A 17,489-nucleotide genomic window follows, 5' to 3' on the forward strand; every position below is an offset into this window, starting at 1 on the left:
ATTTATCTATTAAACAATACCTATTAATGTGTCATACATCCGTTGAGCAGAACTCATAACCTTTGCTGCCCCTTGGTATGCATTTTGAAATTTTATCATTTTACTTAATTCCTCGTCCACATTTACCCCGGCCGTTTCTTCCTGCTGCTGTTTCAGCATCTGAATTTCGGAATCTCGGGCCGCAATGGTCGAATCAATACTATTGACCTTCACACCGGGTTCACTGATTACGCCCACCGTATAATCATTCAACCGCTGGTTGGTAGCATTATCTCCAATGATTTCTTCGTTCCGCATAGCGGCAATTTCCGCGGCTATTTCACCATTTCCGGCTTCGCCGGCAGCCGACGAAGCGGCTATGTTATTGGTATTATCAACTATAGATTGATTTACCTTAATGGTCTGTGCCGTAGTACCGGAACCATCAAAGAAATTACGTTGAACATTATCGTCCAGCCCATAGCCGTTACTATGGAGAGCGTTGAATTTCTCTACGACCGTTTTGGCAATCTTATCTAACTTGTCTTTTAGAGCCGGGATATTTTTTTCATACATCTCAATTTCTCCACCAATACGTCCGCCCTTAGGCTCAATAACATGGCCACTTTCCATCCGCAGCCGATATTTTTTATTAACATCATCAACTTCGGATTTTATCTGATAGGATTGGTTTTCATCTACCACATTATGACCACCGATCTGAATTTGAACAGCACCGGTCTTGGTAAGACGACTTTCAAAATCAACAAGTTCTGACAGCTCGTTCATCTTTGCTACCCGCATATCCAAACTGGTATGATCTGGCTGGCCCTTAGATTGTCCCTGCTGTATCGATGTATTCAGTTCATTGATATCACTCAACAAAGAGTTTATAGAATCAACTGTTTTACCGGCCAACGTACGAACCTGGTCGCTGGTCTCATCAATATTATTGGCGGTTCCACGCATCTTTGCTGAAAATTGCTGAGCTTCACTCACCAGGTTATTTCGAACACTTACATCCTGGGGGTCACTTGCCATTTCAGAAAAGTTATTGAAGATTACACTTACCTGGCTATCCAGATCTTTACCGGAATCAGAAACCATAATAGACTCCAGCTTTTCATAGATATCTCCCTTTTTCTGAAGATACCCCATGTCTTGCTGTTTTTTATTTAGCAAGGTGTCATTAATGCTGTCGCGCAGTCGCGTTACCTCCTGCACATTAACGCCTAGTCCAACATGGTGACCATCTTTCTGCATGCCATTCGGGACATTTTCGACACGCTGTCGACTATATCCCGGCGTATCAGCATTAATAATATTATTGGATGTTACCGATAATGAACGTTGTGAACTTCGTAGCCCACTTTTTGCAATTTCAAATATTGACTTCATATTATGCTTCTTTATTTACTGCTATTCCGGATGCAATTTCCTTTTTATCACCGCCTGAGCTATAATGCATGTTCTTCTGGTTATGCAAACTATAAATCGAATGCATGAGCTCAACATTTCGGCTCAGTGCAAACTCCAAAAGCTCGTTTAGTTTCTGGTGCTTACGTTTTAACAGGCGGGTATGAGTGCCAAGCGACTCTTCCCATTGATCAATCATTCCTGCAAATTGAGGAAATGTTTCTTTGAGGTGTTCTAATTTAAGCCTCTCTTCTTTGGAAGGAACCATCGCTTGCAGCTGGTCTATAAATTGCTTCTCTTGCTCTTTAAAAGCCCCCTGCAAAGTGGTGTATCGCTCTGCAAATTCCTCTATTTTCTTATCATTCGAAGCAATTACAGCCTTCGTTTGATTTTCAATGGTTTTAATCAACTTTTGTGATAAACGTTCTAGTTCTTCTACCGTTTCACCGAACGCATTAAGTTTTTCTTCTTGCATATTGTCTACCTGCTGAGGTTAATTAACATTTAATTGCTTTAGCTGTCTTATTTATTGTATTTGTTAATAAGGTCTGCCATACCCAGCTTGCGCTGTTCAGCAATTTCAGTTGCCAGCGTATCAACTATATGCCGGCGATATAAATTATTAGATTGCCCCATCAGACCTTTGTTATCGCCCATCTTAAATGAATCTTTAGTCATCTCCTTAACCAGGTTTCGAGCGAAAATTTTTTCGAAATTGGTGGCAACTTCTTCTTTCTTGGCATTTCCACTGTTTCTGCCAATTTCACCTTGAAACGAATTTGCAACTGAACTTATATCCATAGCTGTTATTTCTTTTTATTCTCGTCCTTATAAAATATCCTTGCGGGGTTACATTACGATCAGTTCTCCTTGTAAGGCTCCTGCGCGATCCAGTGCCTGGAAAATGGAGATAATATCTCGTGGATTTAATCCCAGTGAGTTTAATGCTTCTGCCAATTGCTGCACATTGGTATCGGGATCCAGCACTACATTTTGTGCCGACTCTTCACTAATACCAACCTGGGGTACCGGTACTACCTTGGTTTCGCCCCCACTAAGGGCCGGCGGCTGACTAATCAACGGATTAACCTGCGTTCGAACCTGGACACTACCATGCGAAACCATAGCATTATTAATAGTGACATTTCCACCTGCAACAACGGTACCGGTTCTTTCATTAACAACAACACGCGCCGGTTTATGGAGCTCTACCTTCTGCTCCATAATGGTACTGATAAAAATATTTTTCATACCCTGTTCTTGGAAAGCATCGGGCCATTCAACCTTTATTAATCCCGGGTTAAAAACGGAAGCAATCTCTTCATCAAAATTCGTATTTATAGCTTCTGTAATACGGCGAGCATTAATATAGCCGGGCTTTTCTAATACCAACCCAAGAGGCTCATTGGCATTTAACTCAAATACTTCATTATCTTCCACAATTCCCCCGCCGGGCACCCTTGCCGTCAGCGATCCATTGCGCGAAATGCGCGAAGCTCCGAGTTCACTTTTTACCCCGCCCACTACAAGAGCTCCCTGGGCTTTTGCATACACCTTCTTAGTACCGGGTACTAATAATGGGGTTTCTAGCAATACTCCTCCTTTAAGACTACTGGCATCTCCCAAAGAAGAAACCGTAACATCAATTTCGCTACCCCTGGCGTGGTAAGGCCCCATATCTGCGGTAACCATGACCGCAGCTACATTTCGGGTACGAAGCCGCGAAGGATCAACGTTGATTCCAAAATTTTCAAGCATATTGGCAATAGACTGTACAGTAAACTGTGATCCCCGACTACTGATCGTACGATCTCCGGTTCGGTCCAGGCCTGCTACCAACCCATAGCCAACAATCTTTTTACCCTGAGCATGCTGCACTTTAACATGGCTGTTGAGGCGGCCTTGGGCCTGTATTCCAACAGTGACCATCAAGGTCAAAAGCATAGTCGGAACTAAAAACTGTATACAATATTCTTTTTGTTTATAAAATCTCATAAGACAATGCGTATATATTAGTTCATTGCTTTCATCACGGCTGCAGCACCTAGGGCAATACCAACGCCTGTTAACACTGCTTTCTTTATAAATCCTTCTTTCTTTTTTATCCGGTCGAGCCCACCTTCTTTTTCGTAGTTGATCTTTGCGTTACCCACCCGATAAGAAAGCACTTGGTTTCTGCCATTAATATCTTTGGGGCGTACCATTCCGGTTAAATCGATCATATGTTTCTCTCCATTAATTTCTGTTGACCGGCTACCTTTAATAATCAGATTTCCGGCATCCGTCATATCGGTTATTTCTACGCTCATATAACCATTCAATAATTGTCCCTGATTTGTTTGGTTCCGCTCGTCAGAATCATAATTCACCTCTACATCGGAGCCGAACGTTGGCTGAAAGGGCATAAAGTTACCACCCATAGATCCCCCGGCTCCGGCTTTCGCATTGTTTGCATTTTGCGCATCAGAGCTGGTGCTTCCTGATATATTCTCTTGCAGTACGACCGTAATAATATCACCCACTTGTTGGGCCTTATTATCTTGGTACATTGAGCCTTGCGCCTGTACCGAAACGGTAGCACCCCAAATTAAAAGTAGTGCAAATCCTATGTTAGATATCAAAGTGTATTTTTCCATAATATTAGTCCCGGACGAACAATTTCGCCCACATATTTTTTTCTCGTTTCTTTGCTGTAAATTCTGATTTTATCTCCTTTGGCTCCATTTTCGCGGGCTTCTCCCGCTACCTGAACCCGGATCCCTTTCTTCTGTATCAAGACCCGGACCTGGTCGCCGGCTTCTACAATATATTCTCTGCTTACAAACGTACGGCGAACCGGCTGTCCAGACAGTAGGGTTCTGCGCAAGGTTTTACCGACCAAGGCATCCATATCCTCTATTAACTCATCTTTATTCCGGGATAACGATACCCATTGTTTTTTCAGGTCTTGTTTTGTGATTTTGCTTCCCGATCGCAGGCGACGCGTTACCACCGGTACTTTTTTCTCTACATCTACTGCTAATTGGATCTGTATGCTTCTTTTCTTCTGACGACCTTGATAAAAAACATCGAAGTTGGTATAACGGCGTACATTTCCATCCAGTTTCACCCCAATAATACTCTGGGAGCCCGCCTCTAATAGTCGCCGGGGAATCCAGCGGGCTTTAATTTCGAACCGATATATATCGCCCGAAAAATGTTGACTCAACTGCTCTTTGGCTTTTTTGAGGATGATCTGCTTCGTATCAATATCACGCTCAACAAACATAGCTGAGCTCTCAGAAGGCTTCGCTGTACCCGTGGACACAAATACGGCCGTACAAAAAACCAATATCGATATGAAAAGTCGGGTATTCACTGTATTCTTATATTAAGATTAACGTTTAATAGAATTGGTTACCGACATCATATCTTCGGCAGATTTCACCATTTTCGAGTTAGTCTCATACGCCCGCTGGGCTTCAATAAGCTGTACCATCTCTGTTACTACATCCACATTAGATTGCTCAAGAAACCCTTGCCGAACAACTCCAAACCCTTCTGAGCCGGGGCGATCGACAAATGCCATTCCTGAAGCTTCTGTTTCTTTATATACGTTTCCACCTTTAGCCTGTAGGCCGGCCGGGTTCGAAAAGCGAGCAATTTCTATCTGTCCAAGTTCTACTTTTTGGTTATCTCCCATAAGGGCCGTAACGGTTCCACTCTGGCTAACTTCAATAGCTTGGGCCTCCATTGGCACTTCGATCTGCTCGGCCAGGGGCAGCCCGGAATTGTTTATCAACATTCCCGAAGAATCACGGCTGAAGTTTCCATCACGGGTATAACCGATAGATCCATCCGGCATTTCAACTCGGAAGAATCCATTTCCACTGATTCCCATATCTAGGGGGTTGCCCGTTTCCGACATCGAGCCCTGCATAAAGTTCCGGATCGTTGAAACGGCTTGTGAACCATGGCCGATCTGCAATCGCGGGCTGTCATCAGAAATTCTGTTAGAAGCCCCACCGGGTTTTGAAACCGAAATATCCTCATAGAATAGATCTTGAAAAGCAATCGTGCTTCGTTTATATCCTGTTGTTCCAACATTTGCTAAGTTATTAGCAATGTTGTCGACCGACTTTTGTTGGGCACTCATACCAAGTGCTGCCGTTGTTAAAGCTCTAAAAGGCATAATGGTGTAATAATTTTAGATTAAAATTTCCCCAACTTGGACGTAACCTGTCCAAGCATTTCGTCTGTAGTTCTAATTGCTCGTTGCTGCGTTTCAAACATTTTCGTAGTCTGCATCATATCTACCATTTCGTTAAGCGGGCTTACATTACCCGACTCATAATACCCTTGCCTTACTCTGCTGGCATTATCATCAATCATCGCACTCTGCTGTACTGCAAAGTAATTACTTCCCTGGCGATCCAGCTGAGAGGTATCTTCTACCTTTACAATCTTCAATTTATCCAACACCTCACTATTCAACCTAATAGTACCATCATCAGCCAGTTCAACCTTAGCCGGTTCTCCATTATTACCGCCGGCCTGCAAGTACTGGGGCATATAAATAGGTCCGGAATCGCCCATAACCTTTGCGCCGCGTCCATCAACCAGGTAACCGTCAGAGCTTACGTGCATTCGGCCATCACGGGTTAACTTCTGGCTGTTCTCACCCTGAACTACAAAAAAGCCTTTTCCTTTTATACCAAAGTCAAGGTCGTTACCTGTAGGCTCCAGTACACCTTGACTCATATCAACTTGCTGCTGAGGCATCGGTCGAGTAACAGATTCACCATTAACTTCTTCCTGAACCATCCGATAAAATACCTTACTTCCTTTAAATCCAGGCGTATTGATATTTGCTAAATTATTAGCAGTAACATCTTGTGCTTTTCTAAGCATCTGCATAGCCTGCATTTGAGCTTGTATACTATCAGTCATAAGATCCTCTACAATACTTCTTTGTTACGTTAGTAAAACTTCGGTTAGTACCGATTAAGATCTATATACCTTCAAATTCTGTGCCACCTCTCTTTTCCCGGAAAGATTTAATAAATAAAAGAAGCTGTTGTATAGAATCAGAAGCTACCGATATCCCTATATAATAAAGTATAGGTCTACCGTAAGGGGGTATTGGGATCTTCTATTTTACAGTAGGTTAAGCCCTGGCTCTATTTTACATTTCTTGCCCGATCTACAGTCTTTTTCCCGGATTCCGGGAAATGTTTTCCGTATGAGTGGAGCTTTTCTCCCTCCTCTTTATATAAACAAGTGCAGAGGGGGATTTAACTGGCGGGTTTGTCTTGTGGTACTGTATTTGATGTAATATAGCCTTATGTCAGATCAAAACTCGGCTCAAGAAAAAACGGAAGACCCCACACAACAGAGGCTTGAAAAAGCTCGTGAAGAGGGGAATGTCAGTGTCAGTAAAGAGGTCTCCTCTGTTGTAATTATGGTTGTATCGTTATTTACCATCATGAGTTCCGGCGAATTCATATATGGAAAATTTGTTCGCCTCTTCGAAACTTTTTTCCTCAACTCCGGGGCCCCCATCGAAAACCAAGACCAAGCTCTTGCCTATTTAAAAGAGGCTTTATTCTATGGCCTCGAGGCGATGACTCCCCTGATAATTGTATTGCTCGTTACCGCCCTCTTAGTAAACGCTATCCAAACAAAAATGGCTTTTTCAATAAAAGCCCTAGAACCCAAATTCAGCAATCTGAACCCTATTGAGGGGATTAAGAATATTTTTTCGAAGAAAGGATTGATGGAATTGGCAAAGGGTGTAGTAAAGCTCACCGCAGTGGTAACCATCGCACGATCCACTGTCACCAACAACATTAACACCTTCCTTTCATTTTCGGTAATGCCCTTGGAACACGACCTCCAAGAGGCCGCATCTTATATTCTCATTTTTTTAGGCAAAGTTTTTGTAGCTCTATTTGTACTGTCCGTTGTTGATGCACTTTACCAGCAGTACCAACACAAAGAGGACCTGAAAATGAGTAAGAAAGAAGTTAAAGATGAACGTAAAGAATCTGAAGGTGACCCCCAGATGAAGGGAAAACGGAAGCAGATGGGGCAGGCCCTCCGCAGTAAACGTATGGACCATGCCGTATTAGAGTCCGATGTGGTGGTGACTAACCCCACGCACTATGCAGTAGCGCTGCAATATGACCCGGAAGAAAACAGTGCTCCCTTGGTTATGGCTAAGGGACAGCGCTATAAAGCACAAAAAATTAAAAAATTGGCCCGTGAGTTGGATGTGCCGATTGTGGAAAACAAACCGGTGGCACAAGCGCTTTTTGCCTCTGCAGAAGTTGACCAACATATCCCGGAAGATATGTACCGGGCAGTAGCCGAAATTTTAGCATACGTCTATAAACTTAAGAATAAACATAACATTTAATAGTAACGAATGCCTTTTGCTAATATAAGTACAAGCCAGCTGAAGGATCGGTTCATGAGAACCGACGTCCTTATTTCTTCGAGTATCATTGTCATACTTTTGATAATGATTATTCCGTTTCCCCCAATGCTTATGGATTTCTTCCTGGCATTGAATATCTCATTATCTATTGTGGTTATGCTGGTAGCCTTTTATACCCTCAAACCACTGGAATTCTCGGTATTTCCCGGAATGCTGCTCATCCTGACTCTTTTCAGGCTGGCCCTGAACATTGCCTCTACCCGATTGATTTTAAGTGAAGGTTATGCCGGATCGGTTATTGAATCGTTCGGTGGCTTTATTGTACAGGGCAACTATGTGATAGGGATTATCATCTTTGCCGTACTCATTATTATTAACTTTGTAGTTATTACCAAGGGTGCAACCCGTATTGCAGAGGTAGGAGCACGTTTTACCCTTGATGCGATGCCCGGTAAGCAGATGTCTATCGACGCCGACTTAAGTGCCGGCCTTATTACCGACCAGCAAGCAAAAGAACGACGTGAAGAGATTGCCCAAGAGGCCGACTTTTACGGTGCAATGGATGGTGCCAGTAAGTTTGTGCGCGGTGATGTTATTGCCGGTTTACTTATTACTTGTATTAATATTGTTGGCGGACTCGTTATCGGAACCGTTCAGCTTGGTATGCCGATGGGAGAAGCAGCTAAGCTATATACCCTGATGACTATTGGTGATGGGCTTGTCTCTCAGATTCCGGCCCTTCTTATTTCAACATCTGCCGGTATTATCGTATCGCGCGCCGCCTCTGACGGAAATTTAAGTGATGACCTTACCAATCAGCTTTTGGGTGATCCCAAGACCCTTACCATGGGTTCAGCCTTTGTATTCTTTATTGGTCTTATGCCAGGCCTCCCTGTCGTTCCATTTTGGTCTATTTCCGGTCTTTTTCTCTTTCTTGCATACAGGAGACATCAAACCGAAGAGAAAGAAAGACAGCTCGAAGAAAAACAACAGGATGAACTTCCCGAAGGTCAACAAGAAGAAGACCGCGTGGAAGATTACCTGCTGCTCGATACCCTGGAGCTGGAAATTGGATACAGCCTTATTTCTATGGTCGAGGAACAACAAGGCGGCGACCTCTTAGATCGTATTACGTCTCTTAGAAAACAGCTGGCCGCAGAACTCGGAATCATTATTCCTTCTGTACGCATTCGAGATAATGTTCAGCTGGATGCCAACCACTATATAATAAAGATGCGCGGCATTGATCAGGGAGAAGGTGAACTGCTACCGGACTACCATTTGGCCCTTATCCCATCAGATTTTGATGCAAATATTCAAGGTATTGAAACAACCGACCCCACCTTTGGCATGGATGCGATCTGGGTAAGCGGAAAAAATAAATCACAGGCGGAAAAATTTGGCCTTTCCGTGATTGAAGCCGGGGCTGTTATCACTACCCACTTAATGGAAGTTCTGAAAAAGAATGCCCATAAGTTGATCGACCGTCAAATGGTTAAACGACTGGTTGACAATATCGAAGAAAAATCTCCTGCACTGGTAGAAGAATTAGTTCCGGAAGGCATGCAGATTGGACAGATACAAAAAGTGCTCAAGCGATTGCTTCGTGAGCGTATACCTATTAACAACCTTATTACCATACTTGAGACCCTGGCCGACTATTGCCATCAAACAACGAATGTCGACGTTCTGACGGAGTATTGCCGTGCTTCACTGTCTGAGACCATTACCAAAAAGTTTGTCTCTGAAGACAACGAAGTGGTTGTAGTAATGATGGATTCTTCGCTGGAGTCACGCCTTATTGAAAAGGCCCAACAGGGAGGACTCAATTCCAACACCTTGGGACTTGATCCTAATACCGTCGAGATGCTGTATAAAAGTTCATCCAAGATATTCGAAAGTATGATTCGCCAGGGATATGATCCGGTACTGTTAACATCACCGGTACTCCGTAACACACTTTTTGAATTTCTGGCACCAATTTTGCCTGATATAAATGTGTTGTCATACAATGACATTAGTCAAAATGTTCAGTTTAAAACCTTTGATCGACTGAGCATCCAACATGCTGAATTAAATGAACCCGCATCGGTATGATACTGAATAAATTTTTAGATAAAACGGTAGAAGCTGCAAAGGAAAGTGCTCGGCAAATTTATGCTGACGACTATTCGAAGCTGAAGAGCATCACCTCCGAGAAGGGGGATGACAACGGGCAAGGGTCGCCTGAGCAAGACCAGCAAAACAGCAGCCGTCGCGAAAAAAAAGAAACAACCTCTAAAGATGGCGTTGTATTTGAGCGGTCTGGCACAACAAAGCCTGCGGCAAATGAAAAATCAAAAGACATTAACTCTAAGTTAGCCTCTATCCGCAAATATGCAGCACAACAAACCAATGAGCAGATAGATGACGGGAATGAGTGGGAATCTAGTCCTGATAAGAAGGAACTTAAAGAAAGTTTGAGTGATCCTGCTCCCAAAAAGGCTACCCCTTTGTATAGCCGCAAAGATATCAGGCCCAAGCCCAAGCCCAAACCAGCAGATGACAAAAAGAAACAAGAACCATCTGCTTCTGATGCGCAAAAGGCCAAGAAGTCTACCGATCCGGATCAGTTGATGGATCAGCCTGTTAGCAAATTACCGAATGATGGTCCGGAAGAATCTGAAGCATCAGCGGAAAAGAATCGCGATGCGGATTTACATAAACGCCTGGACAGGCTCGAATCACTAATGCACCTGAGCTTGTCTTCGGGATATGCACAATTTTCAAACCACCCCTTATTCCACAAACTGTTACACAAAGGGGTACCACAGAAATTAGTTAACAACTGGTTCGACACTCTTAGCCAGCAGGGTATTGATCCTGATTTCAGAGGCCAACTTTTTCGTTCTAAACTGGCGCTTCTCATCCAAGATCTGTTAGAGGCTTCCAAAGCAAAAGCACCCAATGAGGTACTACTCTTTTGCGGACGATCAGGTACCGGCAAAACACAATTGATAATGAAATTATGCCAGCATTCATCATTCTTTACCAATAAGAAGATTGCTGTAGCCAACTTTAACCCGATGCCAAACAAACAGTACTATTACAATGTACTGGCTCCATTTTGTGGAGATAATGGCATCGACTACTACCAAGTGTCCGGCGCAAAAGAAGTTAAGAATTTAATAAACAGGTGGGATGGCTATGATCACATCCTTATCGATACCCCGGCTATTGAAGTAGAAGGCCAGCGTCGCATGGAAAAGATTTTAGCAATAAAAGAAACGTTAGCCCCTCACCGGGAAATTGAAACACAATATTTAATAAACACCGCAGTAAATGGAAATGCTTTTAATGATCCTTTGGGTGTTGAGGTAGAAGCAGATCATATAGCACTAACACATATAGATCAATCGATAAAGTGGGGCAAAACCATGCAGCTGATCTCGAATACAGATTATAGGTTGCGCTATCTAAGCAGTGGTCCTACTATCGCCGGCAGTCTTCTCCCTTTCGACCCGGAGAAGTTTGCTCAAAAACTAATACGGTAACCACAAATGCTTCTGCATTTAAACTAACTATGGATTAATACAAATGAAATTATCGAACGCTATGCTATTACGAATTATTACGGTTATATCACTTATCCAGTTTTTGTTATTGATGGTTTCCGGCGCTAGTGTAAATATTGCGCTTTATCGAAGCCTTCTGGTTTTCTTGATCCTCTTTTCACTGGTTTATATCTCGATGTTTTTATTGAACATCATCCAGGAGAACAGCTCAAAAGCAGTGTCAAGTAAATCGGCTGCAACTGAAAGCAACAATTCACAAAATAACAGTGGGGAATAATGATGTCTGAGAAAACACTACAAGAACTTGCCGAATTATTTTGCAAGAACCCTTCGGATGGTCTTCGCGATGCAATCATAAGCAAATCTATGCCGCTGATACGCAGCATTATCGGAAAAATAAATATTCCCGATCAGCCGCTGACCCAGCAGGAAGATATCGAAAGCGCCGGCATCAGCGGACTCATACAGGCCATGGATTCGTATGACTGTGAACGAAATATCAAGTTTAACACCTTTGTTTACTATCGCATTCGCGGTAATATCATCGATTACTTGCGTAAGATTGATCAGCTTCCGCGTAAGAAGCGTAAAGATTACGGAGAGGTTAAGAGAACGATACAAGAGCTATCACAACAGCTTGGGCGCCAACCCAGCGACGAAGAGGTAGCCAATGCCCTGGATATGAGTATCGACCGATACCGTAGTCTTCTCTCGAATGTGCAAACTCGCAATGCACTTTCTCTTGATAGCAGCTTGGGTAACAGCGGTGATGATTCCGGATCATTCTACGATATCCATGAAAATCCGAATGTAGAGCTCCCGGACCAAGACCTGGTCAACAAAGAGCGTACTCAAATACTGAAGAAAAAGATCGGAAATCTTAATGAACGAGATCGACTTATCCTTACGCTCTATTATTATGAGGATATGACGATGCAAGAGGTCGCGCTTTTGCTGGAGCTTTCAGAGGCTCGTATCTCACAAATAATCGGAAGAATTTTACTTCAGCTTAAAGAAGATTTGGTTGGCGAAAAGGTAACTGTTAGCTAAAAAACAGCACTTGGCCTATACCCCGGGTATGTGCCAGATGGTTTTAGCAAAACCATCTGATGTTACATTTCCACACCGGAGGTAATGGTTCTATATGTCCGGCCAGCATCTTTTTGAGCAGGCAGTATGCAGACATCACCCCACTATTATGTTCTGCCTGATCGATTATTGAGCTAGCCGGTGGCCACCGGGCATGCCACCTAACCTCAGACCACCTATCCGCTCACCTACCTTCTCAGACCTTGGGAAGCATCTCTTCAGAATATCCAAGAGCAGGTTCTCTAAGGCAAGTACCCCACCCTCGTCGGACGGCTGGGTCCGCCGTCCGACGAATGAAAAAAGCACCCCATTCGCCACTTAAAAAATCTTGCCATCCTGAACTTGTGCTGCGAAGCCATACCTACTCTCACAGGTTTTAGCAGGTTTTACCTTTGCGTAGTAGTCACTTGTTTCAGGATCTCTGGGAATAGGTTCTTGAAGGTGTGTAATAGGACTTAAAGGGGCACCCTTAATATATCAGCCAGTTACCCCAGGGAGATCACCACCTTTCGTTTCACTCCACTCACCCGTCAAACGGGGCACCGCGCGATGACAAATATTTATAAGGCAAAAAAAGTCAAAGCATTTTATTAGACTAACCTACTGAGTTGAGATGTGCAAAAAGATCTCTCATATTTAACAATACCCATCACGGCGGGAGACTGGAATTACTGCCCAAAAATGGACAGTGAGTTAAACCAGATCATACAGCCAGTTCTTGTTATTATGTTAAATAACCTTGCATTTCCCCGGCTTACAATAGTCCAGCTTAGAATGCAAGCACTGACGATTATACCAGATCTCTATAAATTGAAAAATAACTCCTCGCAATTCTTGGTATCCGAAGCGCTTAGGTTCTATCAGTAGCTCTAATTAATAGGCTTTAAAGAAACCTCGGACGGAGCATTGTCCCAGCAGTTTCCTTGCAGCTCTTGCTTTGGCAGACCAGTGGTTGGATTTTCAGTAATTTACTAAACTCTTGGCAGGCATATTGGATACCTCGGTTAGAGTGAAAGAACAGCTCTCGACCTATGGAGCGTTGCCGAATACCCTCTTTCCAAACCAGTATAATGTTCTTAGTAGCATTCATGCCTTCTGAGAACGACCATCCCAGGATCTGGCGGTCGGACAGATCCATAACGGTAGTCAGGTACAATCAACCTTGACTGCTGGGGATATAGGTAATTTCGCTTATCCAAACCTCCCCTAATCAGTTTGGGGCAAATTCTCGAACCAACAGATTCGAGACTACTGGCAACTGGTGCTGCGAATCGGTAGTAGCTACCCATTAGGGACGAAGAAGATGTTGAGCTTACTACATCACTAAACTCAAAGAATATTGGAAAACTTTTATGGTGATCGAGCCACTGTAAAAAAACTTTTAATAGAAAAAACATCTAGAAGAAGTATTCGGAAATTAAATACCTGCTAATATAACACTCGCACTAAGTATACCCTGCCTTGCCGTTAGCTGCCGATTTTATTTTTTTAATTTACTTATTATTTTAAAAGTTAATGTGGCTTTGCACGCCTCTTACGCAGAGTCTCTTATACGAAACTAAAAACATTTGGAGAGCTATGGATGTTAAAAATAACTACACTCCCGAGTATGTTAAAGCGCTTAAAAAGCTTACATATAGTGAAATTAAAGTCCTCGATAAAGTAGCGGAGGGATATACAAGTAAAGAGATAGCAAAAATATTAAACAATAGTCCTCGTACTATTGAAAAGCATCGAGAAAATATTAACAAAAAGCTAAACCTCAAACACAATGGCAACCTGTTTCAATGGTGCGAAGAATATGTAAATGAAAGATAGAAACACGTACAAAGTTACGTATTGACAAGTTAAATTGGGTTTGGTAATTAATAATCTAATCAAATTTTTTAACTACATAGAAACTCAAGACGAGGTATGCACAATGAAAAAACTAATTGCCACAGTAAGTACTATATTAATGTTTGGGCTATTCAACCCTGTACTTCCATGTAAAGCTGGTGGAGAAGGATCAAACTCTTGTTCATATATAGCAACCACTACCTTTTTGGGCATCGCTATATATACGGAAGACCATAATACTTCATGTCCTGACGAGGATAAATATGCTTGCTGTACAGAAAATGGTGCTGGATGTGAATATTCAGAACCAACAATTACTCAAGGTGAAGATGATGGATGGTTTTAAAAAATCAAGTGTAAAATTTAAAATGCTTAGTGCATCCGCCTTATATGCTCTTACAGCAAATACACACCTTAATTATAAACATTTTAGATTGAATTATTATTTAAATTTCTAACGTAAACTTAATACAATGAAGAAGCTCAAAAAACTTATATGTACAATCTCTTTTATTCTTTTCGCAGGATTAGTAAGTCCGCTATATCCATGTGAAAGTGGAGGACAGGGATCATCGAGTTGTTCAGAGACACATTACGAAACACATTATTTTATCATTACTGTTGAATATACTCATTCTACATCGTGTGGTGATGGGTATTATGCTTGCTGTGACAGTACTGGTGCAACCTGTGTTGAAGATGGGGAGTCCGAACCTGATAGGGTAGATTCAGATCATCCTGTATTAGCTGCAAATTCTTCTTAAAAGAGCAAATTGGTTTCCCATTTTTGAGATTATCACATCACTGTATTTCAAATCCATCAAATTCTTTATGTTGAATAAATTAGAATTTTTACTACTTATTGTTGTATTAGTAGCAGGTTGTAATAATTCAAATGAAAATTCATTAGAAGTTAAATATGCCGATGGAGTTTATGCTCACCGAATAGACCCAGAGCGAAGTATAAACATCACATCCGAACATTTAAAAAATATCAAATTCATTCCCTTAGAAGCAACACAATCTTCTTTGGTTGGTAATATTCTAAAATTGGAAAAAGATTCCACAACAGGATACTGGTATATACTTTCAGTTGAAAATCCTTACAAAATATTTGTTTTTGATAACGATGGTAACTTTGTTAATGACATACAGCATCATGGCAATGGTCCTGGAGAATATACAGGTGTAAGTGATTTCTATCTATCAGATGGAGAATGGATTGAAATATTTGACAACAAGAAACACCATCTTGTGAGATATGACTTGACAGCTGATACACTTCTTGCAGAAAAAAAACTTCCTTTTCACGCATATAAATATACCTATCTAGATAACGGAAATTATGTTTTTTATAAAAACGTCCAAGCCAAAAATTTCGAAGATGAAAAGTACTTCCACAAGATATTAGTGCTAGATTCAACAATGAGTATTAGGCAAAAAGCTTTTCCATTTAAGTTGAAAGATGGTGGAGTTAATGTTTCCGTTTCAAATCCTAGTGGATTATTTAAAACTGAAAGGGGGGTTATTTTCAATGATTTTAATGCTGACTCCATTTACTTAATAAGTTCCGAAAACATTCGCCCTCTTCATACTTTAGATTTTGGCAAATATACTGTGCCAGAACCAAAAGGTATAGATTTTTCATCTTCTCAAGAACTAGCACATTATTACACTAAAAATAAAAAAAGTATAACAGGAGCGAAACAGTTAATAAATACCCCTGAATTCTTTAGTTTTCTATTTATCTACAACGATGATTTATATTTTTACATGCACAAAAAACATCAAAAAAAAGCTTATATAATTGATAATATTAAATTTGGCAGAAAGGAAGCTTTTTTTCCACCTCCTGTTGAACGTATTGATTCGATGTTTGTATCAACATATACCCCAGTAATGCTAAATCAAAAAATATCGATTAATAACTTTAAACAAGATAGTGATATCTACAATGCCATTCTTGAAGGAAAAGAAAACCAAAACCCCATTTTAGTTTTATATCAGTTCAATCTACAACAATAGTATGAAAAAAATACTGGTCTTATTTTCTATATCAATATTTATTTTTTATTGCAACAGTAAAGAAAAAAAAGCACAAGAAAAGACTTTTTTTGAAAGTAACTTAACTGCTGATTCTACATTTTTTAATTTAAAGGGAGACTATTATAGTGCGAAATTAAGCTCGGCTAGTCAAAATCGAAGAGGTAAAGCAGATGGGGAAACCATGTTACAGAGAATTGGAAGCTTCTCTTATATTCTATCTGAACTCTATCAAGAACCAATTAAACTGTTAAATAACCCTTATTCTCGATCTCATTATGAACTTGACATAAAATGGAGCAGAGAAACAACGTTTGATAAAGTACAGCAAAAAGTCCTTAAAAAAATACAAGAAGAATTTAAATATAAGGTCAATACAGATACACTCAAGCAACAACGCTTTATTCTTTATATAGAAGATAATGCGAAATTACAGAAAGCAAAATCTTCAGCAAATTCAGATATCTTTTATAGAAGTTCATTAGAAGGAGGAGTATGGGAAATCCAAGCAAACTTAGAAAAATTTGCGAATAAATTGGGAGAATTGTCAGACCGGAAAGTAGTTTTTAAAAAGAATAATAAAACTATATACAAATTTACACTGTTCACAATCGGAGGATTCAATAATATTATCAAACAATTACAACAAGATTACGGGTTAGCACTTAAAGAGAAAAATGTACCTGTAAAACATTATATTGTTAATTTCAAAAATGGTGATAGAATTACACATGAAAAGTAGTCCTCGACGCATAAGAGACCTCGATGTGTTTTAAATTTAAATCATTCTTGTTATATGAAAGGGGTTGATTAAAACTTGGAAAGCTCTAAATATCTAAAACTTCCGTATACGCAGCGCATTTATTAACCTACCCTACCCCGTTGAGATGTGTATTTGTTATAGATACTACAACTCCCATCCCTAGCAGCTTTTCCTGACCATTGACACTCAAAAGATACAATAACCTGCTGGTGGCTTCCTCACAGGGAATACAGCTAGATGCGATCCTATATGACGATGATCGTACATTTACATTTGACAAACCATCATTACAAGCGGTTATCCCGCTACAAACACCGCAAACTTGATGAGGGGAAGCCGTAGCTGGTAAGCACCATCAGAAAGAACCTCTTCTGACCACGTAAAAACC

General features: G+C 41.1%; 17 protein-coding genes. 9 read left to right on the forward strand and 8 right to left on the reverse strand.

From position 1 onward, the window contains the following. Positions 1–9: 9 nt before the first annotated feature. From flgK to G3569_RS03340, 8 genes are read right to left on the reverse strand one after another with little or no spacing between them, the layout of a single operon-like run. Entirely contained in the window at positions 10–1,377 is a 1,368-nt protein-coding gene (gene flgK / locus G3569_RS03305) for a flagellar hook-associated protein FlgK (RefSeq protein WP_165266065.1), read from the reverse strand. Position 1,378: 1 nt separating this feature from the next. Continuing rightward, positions 1,379–1,870, reverse strand: coding sequence for a hypothetical protein (locus tag G3569_RS03310; protein ID WP_165266067.1), 492 nt, complete (start codon positions 1,868–1,870; stop codon positions 1,379–1,381). Between the two features lie 47 nt (positions 1,871–1,917). After that, on the reverse strand, positions 1,918–2,196 hold the full coding sequence (locus G3569_RS03315; RefSeq protein WP_165266069.1) for a hypothetical protein: 279 nt from the start codon (positions 2,194–2,196) through the stop codon (positions 1,918–1,920). Between the two features lie 48 nt (positions 2,197–2,244). Then, positions 2,245–3,390 carry a flagellar basal body P-ring protein FlgI gene (locus G3569_RS03320; RefSeq protein ID WP_165266071.1) on the reverse strand — a complete coding sequence of 382 codons (1,146 nt, stop codon included), beginning with the start codon at positions 3,388–3,390 and terminating at the stop codon, positions 2,245–2,247. 17 nt (positions 3,391–3,407) lie between these two features. Then, complete coding sequence (locus G3569_RS03325; protein WP_165266073.1) at positions 3,408–4,031, reverse strand: flagellar basal body L-ring protein FlgH; 624 nt, start codon at positions 4,029–4,031, stop codon at positions 3,408–3,410. After that, on the reverse strand, positions 4,013–4,753 hold the full coding sequence (gene flgA, locus G3569_RS03330; RefSeq protein WP_165266075.1) for a flagellar basal body P-ring formation chaperone FlgA: 741 nt from the start codon (positions 4,751–4,753) through the stop codon (positions 4,013–4,015). The genes G3569_RS03325 and flgA overlap by 19 nt, the downstream gene beginning before the upstream one ends. Before the next feature lie 18 nt (positions 4,754–4,771). Continuing rightward, positions 4,772–5,566, reverse strand: a complete 795-nt coding sequence (flgG, locus tag G3569_RS03335; protein ID WP_165266077.1) for a flagellar basal-body rod protein FlgG — start codon at positions 5,564–5,566, stop codon at positions 4,772–4,774. Positions 5,567–5,586: 20 nt separating this feature from the next. Then, positions 5,587–6,324: a flagellar hook-basal body protein gene (locus G3569_RS03340; protein ID WP_165266079.1), complete on the reverse strand. Its 738-nt coding sequence runs from the start codon at positions 6,322–6,324 to the stop codon at positions 5,587–5,589. 394 nt (positions 6,325–6,718) lie between these two features. On the opposite strand from G3569_RS03340, the gene flhB reads away from it, so the two are divergent. The 9 genes from flhB to G3569_RS03385 all read left to right on the forward strand — a co-directional run bounded on the left by flhB (position 6,719) and on the right by G3569_RS03385 (position 17,080). Then, positions 6,719–7,792, forward strand: coding sequence for a flagellar biosynthesis protein FlhB (gene flhB / locus G3569_RS03345; RefSeq protein WP_165266081.1), 1,074 nt, complete (start codon positions 6,719–6,721; stop codon positions 7,790–7,792). 54 nt (positions 7,793–7,846) lie between these two features. After that, positions 7,847–9,910, forward strand: coding sequence for a flagellar biosynthesis protein FlhA (gene flhA, locus G3569_RS03350; protein ID WP_165266083.1), 2,064 nt, complete (start codon positions 7,847–7,849; stop codon positions 9,908–9,910). Continuing rightward, positions 9,907–11,346 carry a P-loop NTPase family protein gene (locus tag G3569_RS03355; RefSeq protein WP_165266085.1) on the forward strand — a complete coding sequence of 480 codons (1,440 nt, stop codon included), beginning with the start codon at positions 9,907–9,909 and terminating at the stop codon, positions 11,344–11,346. Before flhA ends, G3569_RS03355 begins: the two co-directional genes overlap by 4 nt. Before the next feature lie 43 nt (positions 11,347–11,389). Beyond that, complete coding sequence (locus tag G3569_RS03360; RefSeq protein ID WP_205720011.1) at positions 11,390–11,644, forward strand: hypothetical protein; 255 nt, start codon at positions 11,390–11,392, stop codon at positions 11,642–11,644. After that, positions 11,644–12,417, forward strand: coding sequence for a sigma-70 family RNA polymerase sigma factor (locus G3569_RS03365; protein ID WP_165266088.1), 774 nt, complete (start codon positions 11,644–11,646; stop codon positions 12,415–12,417). Before G3569_RS03360 ends, G3569_RS03365 begins: the two co-directional genes overlap by 1 nt. A gap of 1,617 nt (positions 12,418–14,034) precedes the next feature. Then, positions 14,035–14,274, forward strand: coding sequence for a response regulator transcription factor (locus tag G3569_RS03370; protein ID WP_205720012.1), 240 nt, complete (start codon positions 14,035–14,037; stop codon positions 14,272–14,274). Between the two features lie 103 nt (positions 14,275–14,377). Further along, positions 14,378–14,641 carry a hypothetical protein gene (locus G3569_RS03375; RefSeq protein WP_165266092.1) on the forward strand — a complete coding sequence of 88 codons (264 nt, stop codon included), beginning with the start codon at positions 14,378–14,380 and terminating at the stop codon, positions 14,639–14,641. Positions 14,642–15,126: 485 nt separating this feature from the next. Beyond that, positions 15,127–16,320 carry a DUF4934 domain-containing protein gene (locus G3569_RS03380; protein ID WP_165266094.1) on the forward strand — a complete coding sequence of 398 codons (1,194 nt, stop codon included), beginning with the start codon at positions 15,127–15,129 and terminating at the stop codon, positions 16,318–16,320. Position 16,321: 1 nt separating this feature from the next. After that, complete coding sequence (locus tag G3569_RS03385) at positions 16,322–17,080, forward strand: DUF3738 domain-containing protein (protein WP_165266096.1); 759 nt, start codon at positions 16,322–16,324, stop codon at positions 17,078–17,080. Positions 17,081–17,489 lie beyond the last annotated feature (409 nt).

Source organism: Fodinibius halophilus (genome assembly GCF_011059105.1).
Classification (GTDB): Bacteria; Bacteroidota; Rhodothermia; order Balneolales; family Balneolaceae; genus Fodinibius; species Fodinibius halophilus.

Excerpts from the sequence above, each read along its gene's own strand:
- flgK (WP_165266065.1), bottom strand. The coding sequence starts at position 1,377 with ATGAAGTCAATATTTGAAATTGCAAAAAGTGGGCTACGAAGTTCACAA.
- G3569_RS03310 (WP_165266067.1), bottom strand. The coding sequence starts at position 1,870 with ATGCAAGAAGAAAAACTTAATGCGTTCGGTGAAACGGTAGAAGAACTA.
- G3569_RS03315 (WP_165266069.1), bottom strand. The coding sequence starts at position 2,196 with ATGGATATAAGTTCAGTTGCAAATTCGTTTCAAGGTGAAATTGGCAGA.
- G3569_RS03320 (WP_165266071.1), bottom strand. The coding sequence starts at position 3,390 with ATGAGATTTTATAAACAAAAAGAATATTGTATACAGTTTTTAGTTCCG.
- G3569_RS03325 (WP_165266073.1), bottom strand. The coding sequence starts at position 4,031 with ATGGAAAAATACACTTTGATATCTAACATAGGATTTGCACTACTTTTA.
- flgG (WP_165266077.1), bottom strand. The coding sequence starts at position 5,566 with ATGCCTTTTAGAGCTTTAACAACGGCAGCACTTGGTATGAGTGCCCAA.
- G3569_RS03340 (WP_165266079.1), bottom strand. The coding sequence starts at position 6,324 with ATGACTGATAGTATACAAGCTCAAATGCAGGCTATGCAGATGCTTAGA.
- flhB (WP_165266081.1), top strand. The coding sequence starts at position 6,719 with ATGTCAGATCAAAACTCGGCTCAAGAAAAAACGGAAGACCCCACACAA.
- flhA (WP_165266083.1), top strand. The coding sequence starts at position 7,847 with ATGAGAACCGACGTCCTTATTTCTTCGAGTATCATTGTCATACTTTTG.
- G3569_RS03355 (WP_165266085.1), top strand. The coding sequence starts at position 9,907 with ATGATACTGAATAAATTTTTAGATAAAACGGTAGAAGCTGCAAAGGAA.
- G3569_RS03360 (WP_205720011.1), top strand. The coding sequence starts at position 11,390 with ATGAAATTATCGAACGCTATGCTATTACGAATTATTACGGTTATATCA.
- G3569_RS03365 (WP_165266088.1), top strand. The coding sequence starts at position 11,644 with ATGATGTCTGAGAAAACACTACAAGAACTTGCCGAATTATTTTGCAAG.
- G3569_RS03370 (WP_205720012.1), top strand. The coding sequence starts at position 14,035 with ATGGATGTTAAAAATAACTACACTCCCGAGTATGTTAAAGCGCTTAAA.
- G3569_RS03375 (WP_165266092.1), top strand. The coding sequence starts at position 14,378 with ATGAAAAAACTAATTGCCACAGTAAGTACTATATTAATGTTTGGGCTA.
- G3569_RS03380 (WP_165266094.1), top strand. The coding sequence starts at position 15,127 with ATGTTGAATAAATTAGAATTTTTACTACTTATTGTTGTATTAGTAGCA.
- G3569_RS03385 (WP_165266096.1), top strand. The coding sequence starts at position 16,322 with ATGAAAAAAATACTGGTCTTATTTTCTATATCAATATTTATTTTTTAT.